The 5,269-nt window shown below is 68.6% G+C and carries 7 protein-coding genes; 5 read left to right on the plus strand and 2 right to left on the minus strand.

Annotated features, from left to right (window positions below; all coding sequences use genetic code 11):
* A partial coding sequence (locus Q0629_RS03690; RefSeq protein ID WP_298779083.1) for a hypothetical protein occupies positions 1-270 on the minus strand: 270 nt, incomplete at its 3' end.
* A 482-nt stretch (positions 271-752) separates the two neighbouring features.
* Between Q0629_RS03690 and Q0629_RS03695 the strand changes: the two genes are divergently transcribed.
* Genes Q0629_RS03695 through Q0629_RS03710 form a run of 4 tightly spaced genes read left to right on the plus strand, consistent with a single transcriptional unit; the run spans position 753 to position 4,147 of the window.
* On the plus strand, positions 753-1,592 hold the full coding sequence (locus Q0629_RS03695) for a phosphate ABC transporter substrate-binding protein (RefSeq protein ID WP_298779085.1): 840 nt from the start codon (positions 753-755) through the stop codon (positions 1,590-1,592).
* Positions 1,593-1,596: 4 nt separating this feature from the next.
* The gene (locus Q0629_RS03700) at positions 1,597-2,472 is read left to right on the plus strand and encodes an ABC transporter permease subunit (RefSeq protein WP_298779087.1); all 876 of its coding nucleotides are present in this window, start codon (positions 1,597-1,599) and stop codon (positions 2,470-2,472) included.
* Positions 2,469-3,377 (plus strand): ABC transporter permease subunit, encoded by a 909-nt coding sequence (locus tag Q0629_RS03705; RefSeq protein WP_298779092.1) that lies wholly within the window; start codon positions 2,469-2,471, stop codon positions 3,375-3,377. The genes Q0629_RS03700 and Q0629_RS03705 overlap by 4 nt, the downstream gene beginning before the upstream one ends.
* Positions 3,374-4,147 carry an ATP-binding cassette domain-containing protein gene (locus Q0629_RS03710; protein WP_298779095.1) on the plus strand — a complete coding sequence of 258 codons (774 nt, stop codon included), beginning with the start codon at positions 3,374-3,376 and terminating at the stop codon, positions 4,145-4,147. Before Q0629_RS03705 ends, Q0629_RS03710 begins: the two co-directional genes overlap by 4 nt.
* Before the next feature lie 56 nt (positions 4,148-4,203).
* On the opposite strand, the gene Q0629_RS03715 is transcribed toward Q0629_RS03710, so the two are convergent.
* Positions 4,204-5,037, minus strand: a complete 834-nt coding sequence (locus Q0629_RS03715; protein ID WP_298779098.1) for an Mrp/NBP35 family ATP-binding protein — start codon at positions 5,035-5,037, stop codon at positions 4,204-4,206.
* Positions 5,038-5,050: 13 nt separating this feature from the next.
* Here Q0629_RS03715 and Q0629_RS03720 point away from each other — a divergent pair.
* Positions 5,051-5,269 (plus strand): hypothetical protein (locus Q0629_RS03720; RefSeq protein ID WP_298779100.1); only part of this gene is annotated, 219 nt, incomplete at its 3' end.

Below are 5,269 nucleotides of genomic sequence, written 5' to 3' on the forward strand. Positions count from 1 at the left end.
TGCCGTTCCACCCCTCCACGCCGCGGCGCGCTCCTCGGCGGCCCGCCGCTGGTCGGCCAGCCGCTCGGCGAGGCGGCGCTCGATGTCGCTGGGCGCCCCATCGCCCGCGACTTGCGGTGTCCCCGCTGTTTCCTCCCTCTCGATCTCGAGGGCGAGCTTCAGGCTCTCGTCGCGCTCCCTCTCCCGCCGCTCCATCGCCTTCTTGATGTTGTCGATTCCCCTCAGTCCGGGCATGGCCCTATCGTCCCTTTCAGCTTGTGCTGCCTTCACCGACATTATACTCGACGGGAGGCGGATCGATGTTCTCCCAGAGGCGCACCGCGTGCCGCAGGGCCTTTCTGCTATAATGAGGCTGCATTTCAAGCCGGAGGAGGGGAGCTCAATGAGCGGTTTTAGCTGACGCATCGACGGAGGATGCACGGGCTGCATTTCGTCGGGCTCCCCTGTCCTTTAATCCCCCCCTGATCACCCTGCCCGCAGTTCCAAGTTCCCAATCCATCGATCCTTCGTCGTTTTTGCCCGCCCTGCCCGACATCTGGCTGTGCACGCCCTCGTTGCGGCTGGCTGCTTGTCGACGGATGGATGATGGGAAAGTGGAATAAGCCTCCGGCGCGTCCTCCCACGGGGACGCGCGGTGCGCTGCGGCTTGCCCGAATAGGAAGGCGGCTCGCCGTTTCGACGAGGCCAAAGCGAGAGAAACGTTGCGAAAGGTCACAAGAGAAATGACGAAGATACGGAAAGGAACGAAAACCATGCTCAAGACGTTTGGAAGAGTTTTTGCCCTCTGCGCTCTGCTCCTGGCTGCCCCCGTGGCGGAGGCCGAACCCCTCGACGCCTTCAAGGACCTCGAGGGCACGCTGGACATCGCCGGAGGGACGGCCCACATCCCGGTGATGACTCAGGCGGCCCAGGACATCATGACCTTCAACCCGAAGGTCCGCATCACCGTCGCAGGCGGCGGCAGCGGCGTCGGGGTCAAACAGGTCGGCGAGGGGCTCGTCGGCATCGGCAACACGGGCCGTCCCCTCAAGGAGAAGGAGGTCGAGCAGTACGGGCTCAAGACCTTCCCCTTCGCCATCGACGGGGTGGCGCTGGCGGTTCACCCGGACAATCCGGTCAAGAGCTTGACGGGGGAGCAGGTGGCAAAGATCTACACCGGCGAGATCAAGGACTGGAAGGACCTGGGCGGAGAGCCTGGAGCCATCGACGTCTACGGACGCGAGGACGGCAGCGGCACGAGGGAGACCTTCACCGATAAGCTGCTGGGCAAGGCGGAGCTGGCCCCTACGGTCAACGTCGTGAGCTCCAACGGCGCTATGAAGACTGCCATCGCTCAGGACCCGCGGGCCATTGGCTACGTGGGCATCGGACACCTGGACCAGACCATCGCCGGGGTTGCCATCGACGGGCACGTCCCCTCTCAGGAGAACGCGGCGTCCGGTGAGTACCCCGTCGTGCGCCAGCTCTTCATGAACACCAAGGGCGACCCTTCGGGCCTCACGGCGGCCTTCATCGACTACATCTACAGCGACGCGGGGGCGAAGATCATCGAGAAGAGCGGCTACATCCCCATCCCCAGGCCGGGGAAGTAGCGCCGTGCGCTGCGGAGCCGTTCGGGGCGGGGACCGGGAGGTCCCCGTCCTTCTGCGCGCCCTGGCGCTCTCCGTGTCGGGCCTCCTGGGGACCGTCATCGCCTTTATCCTGATCTCAGGTCTCGCCGCCCTGTCGGAGGGGCGAGGCCTGGCCCTCCTGGGGAGCCTCTGGAACCCGGCGGGGGGCCGCTTCGGCATCCTGCCCATGGTCCACGCCTCAGTCCTGCTGGCGCTCTCCTCGCTCCTCCTGGGGTGGTTCCTGGCGCTGGGCTGCTGCTGTATGCTGAACGGCATGGCGCCGCGTCCCCTCGCGTCCCTCCTGATGGGGTGTTTGAGGCTGATGACGGCGGTGCCCACCGTGGTCTACGGCTTCGCCGCCGTCTTCGTCCTCGTGCCGCTCATCCGCGGGGCGCTGGGAGGGACGGGCTTCTGCTGGCTGGCGGCCTGTCTCGTCCTGACGCTTCAGGGCCTGCCCACCATGACCTTCGTCATGGACGGCGAGGTTCGAAGCCTTGTGGCGCAGACGTCGCTGACCGCCGCCGCCCTGGGCATGACGCCCCTGGAGTGCCTGAGCCGCGTCGCCCTGCCCCTGGCGAAGCGCTCCATGCTGTCCGCCGCCGTGCTGGGCCTGGGCCGTGCGCTGGGAGACGCGCTGATCCCCACGATGCTGGCCGGCAACGCCATCCAGTTCGCCCTCTCGCCCCTGAGCTCCATGCGGACGCTCACGGCCCACATCGCCCTGGTCCTGTCGAGCGACATCGGCGGCGGCGAGCACCTGTCGTTGCTCCTGGCGGGGGCGCTGCTCCTCCTGGCCTGTGCCGCGTTCAGCCTGGTGGCCCGGCGCCTGTCCCGGGAGGCGTCGGGGGACGTCAGGCCATGAGGGCGCGCTTTCTTCGGGAGAAGCTCCTGCTGGCCCTGGGGTGGACCGCGATGCTGGGGACGGTCCTCTCCCTGTCGGGGCTGGTCCTCTTCCTGCTGGTGCGGGGGCTCCCCGCAGTGAACCTGAGGCTGTTCTTCGGCAGCACACCGCCACTCGATGCGATCCTCGCGGTCCGGCCCGTGTGGGGCGGCATCTGGCCCGCGGCTGCGGGGACGCTGTTCCTGCTGGCCGTCACGATGTCCCTGGCGTTGGCGCCGGGCCTGGCCTGCGGCGTCTACCTGGCCTGCTTCGCGGGGCGCAGGGAGAGGGACTGGATCGGCGGGTGCGTGGACGTGCTGGCGGGGGTCCCCTCCATCGTGATGGGGCTCTTCGGCCTTCAACTGATCATCCTGCTGCGCCGGACGTTCCTGCCGCAGGGGACCACCTGCCTGCTGCTGGCGGCCTTCTGCCTCGCCGTTTTGGTCCTGCCCGTGCTGGTGACGTCGGTCCGGGCCGCCCTGGAGGCGCTGCCCCAGGGGCTGACGCTCACGGCCAGCGCCCTGGGCATGACGCGGGGACAGGCCGTCCTGCGCCTGCTCTTGCCTGCGGCTGCGCCCGGGGTCCTGGGCGGGGTCATCCTGGCGATGGGGCGCGCCATGGAGGACACGGCCGTCATCATGCTGACGGGGGCCGTGGCCAACGCGGGGCTGCCCGCAGGGCTGACCTCCAAGTTCGAGGCGCTCCCCTTCAAGGTCTACTACACCGCGGCGCAGTACTCGGGGCCGGAGGAGCTGGCTCAGGGGTTCGGCACGGCCTCCGTCCTGCTCCTGCTCTCCGCGGCGCTGATCCTGGGCGCGAGTGCGCTGCAGGGGCGCCTGACGCGGCGCTGGCGGGGCGCGGCCGGGAGGGGAGGGATCGGATCGTGAGCGACCTCTCGTCCTGCGCGGAACTCCGCGGCCTCGCCGTATCCTTCTTCGGGCGGCGGGTGCTGAAGGGCCTGGACCTTCGCTTCCCGGCGCGAAGGATCAGCGTCATCCTGGGGCGGTCCGGGTCCGGGAAGTCCACGCTGCTGCGCTCCATCAATCGGTTGAACGAGTGTTTCGAGGGGTACGAGGAGGAGGGAGAGGTCCGCGTCCTGCTGGGCGGGGCGATGCGCCCCACGCGGGGGGACGGCGCGCCCTCCCCGCACGAGCTGAGGCGCCGGGTGGGCATGGTCTTTCAGTCCCCCAACCCCCTGCCGATGAGCATCCGGCGCAACCTGACCCTGCCGCTCGAGCTGGCGTCCCCCGCGCGGCCGTCGAGGCAGGAGGTTCGGGAGACCCTCCAAAAGGCCCTGGAGCGGACGGGCCTCTGGGACGAGGTGCGGGACCGGCTGGACGCCCCCGCAGCCTCCCTCTCCGGCGGGCAGCAGCAGCGCCTCTGCCTGGCGCGGGCGCTGGCCCTGGGGCCGGAGCTCCTGCTGCTGGACGAGCCGACCTCCTCCCTGGACCGGGCCGCGGCGGCGCGGATCGAGGACATGCTCCTGTCCATGAGGGACCGCGTGTCCATCGTCCTGGTGTCCCACAGCCTCACCCAGGCGCGCCGACTGGCGGATTTCGCCGTCGTGCTGGCCGAGGGGCGCCTGCTCCGGACCTTCGACGCCCCGTCCCTGGAGGCGGCCATCGACGACGGCTCCCTGGTGCGCGAGGTCTTCTGATGTGGAGCGGGCCTGCGCGTAACGCGCAGGCCCGCAGGGCGGTTCTTCTCCGGATTTTAAGCGCGCGCGCCCTTGCCCGACCGCTGGATCGCGTCCAGGATGCCGTCGAGCCAGGGGCCCTCCAGGTCCTCGACCCGTCCCCGGTCGCAGAGCTCCGCAAAGCGCGGGTCCATGGGGATGTGGGCCACGGCGCCGACGCCAAGGGCCTTGGCCTCCTCCTCCGCGTGGCCGCGGCCGAAGATGTGGTGTCGCTTCCCGCAGTCGGGGCACTCGAAGTACGCCATGTTCTCCACGATGCCCAGGACGGGGATCTTCATGAGGCGGGCCATGTGGAACGCCTTCTTCACGATGAGCCCCACGAGCTCCTGAGGCGAGGTCACGACGACGATGCCGCTCACGGGGAGGGACTGAAAGACCGTCAGGGGGACGTCGCCCGTTCCGGGCGGCATGTCCACGAACAGGCAGTCCAGCTCCCCCCAGTCCACGTCCTCCCAGAACTGGGTGACCGTCCCCGCGATGACGGGCCCCCGCCACACGACGGGGTCCTCCTCCCGCGGCAGGCAGAGGTTCATGGAGATGACCTCCGTGCCGTCCCGCGTGACGGCGGGGAGGATGGCCTTGCCATCGGAGAAGACCTTCTCGTGGAGGCCGAACATCTTGGGGATGGAGGGGCCGGTGATGTCCGCGTCCAAAATTCCCGTCCGCATCCCCCGTCTTCTGCCCCCTGAGGCCAGGAGGGCCGTCACCAGGGATTTGCCGACGCCGCCCTTGCCGCTGACGACGCCCACCACGCGCGCCACCCTGTTCTCCCGTTTCGTCGCCGCCTTTGCCGCTGGCGCCGCGCAGCCCGCGGCGCAATGATCGCAGTTGTGATCGCAGTGCTCGCTCATGTGACCTGCTCCTTTGCTGTTCCCCCGCCGCCGCGCCCCGAATCCAAAGGCCGGATTCAAAGACGAGGGCGGCTTCGTCAAAACGGACATCTCATATTATAATATAAGCGACCTGCGCCGCGTGGGCGGCGGGGTGCTGCCATCCTTAAACGTTTCAATTTTCTGGAGTTTGTTTTGGAGAGGGAGGGAATCTGTTGTGAGAAAGTTCCTGTGTGCGCTGTTGGCGTTGGCG

This window comes from uncultured Fretibacterium sp., assembly GCF_938030725.1.
Lineage (GTDB): Bacteria > Synergistota > Synergistia > Synergistales > Aminobacteriaceae > Fretibacterium.

Excerpts from the sequence above, each read along its gene's own strand:
- Q0629_RS03695 (WP_298779085.1), top strand. The coding sequence starts at position 753 with ATGCTCAAGACGTTTGGAAGAGTTTTTGCCCTCTGCGCTCTGCTCCTG.
- Q0629_RS03705 (WP_298779092.1), top strand. The coding sequence starts at position 2,469 with ATGAGGGCGCGCTTTCTTCGGGAGAAGCTCCTGCTGGCCCTGGGGTGG.
- Q0629_RS03715 (WP_298779098.1), bottom strand. The coding sequence starts at position 5,037 with ATGAGCGAGCACTGCGATCACAACTGCGATCATTGCGCCGCGGGCTGC.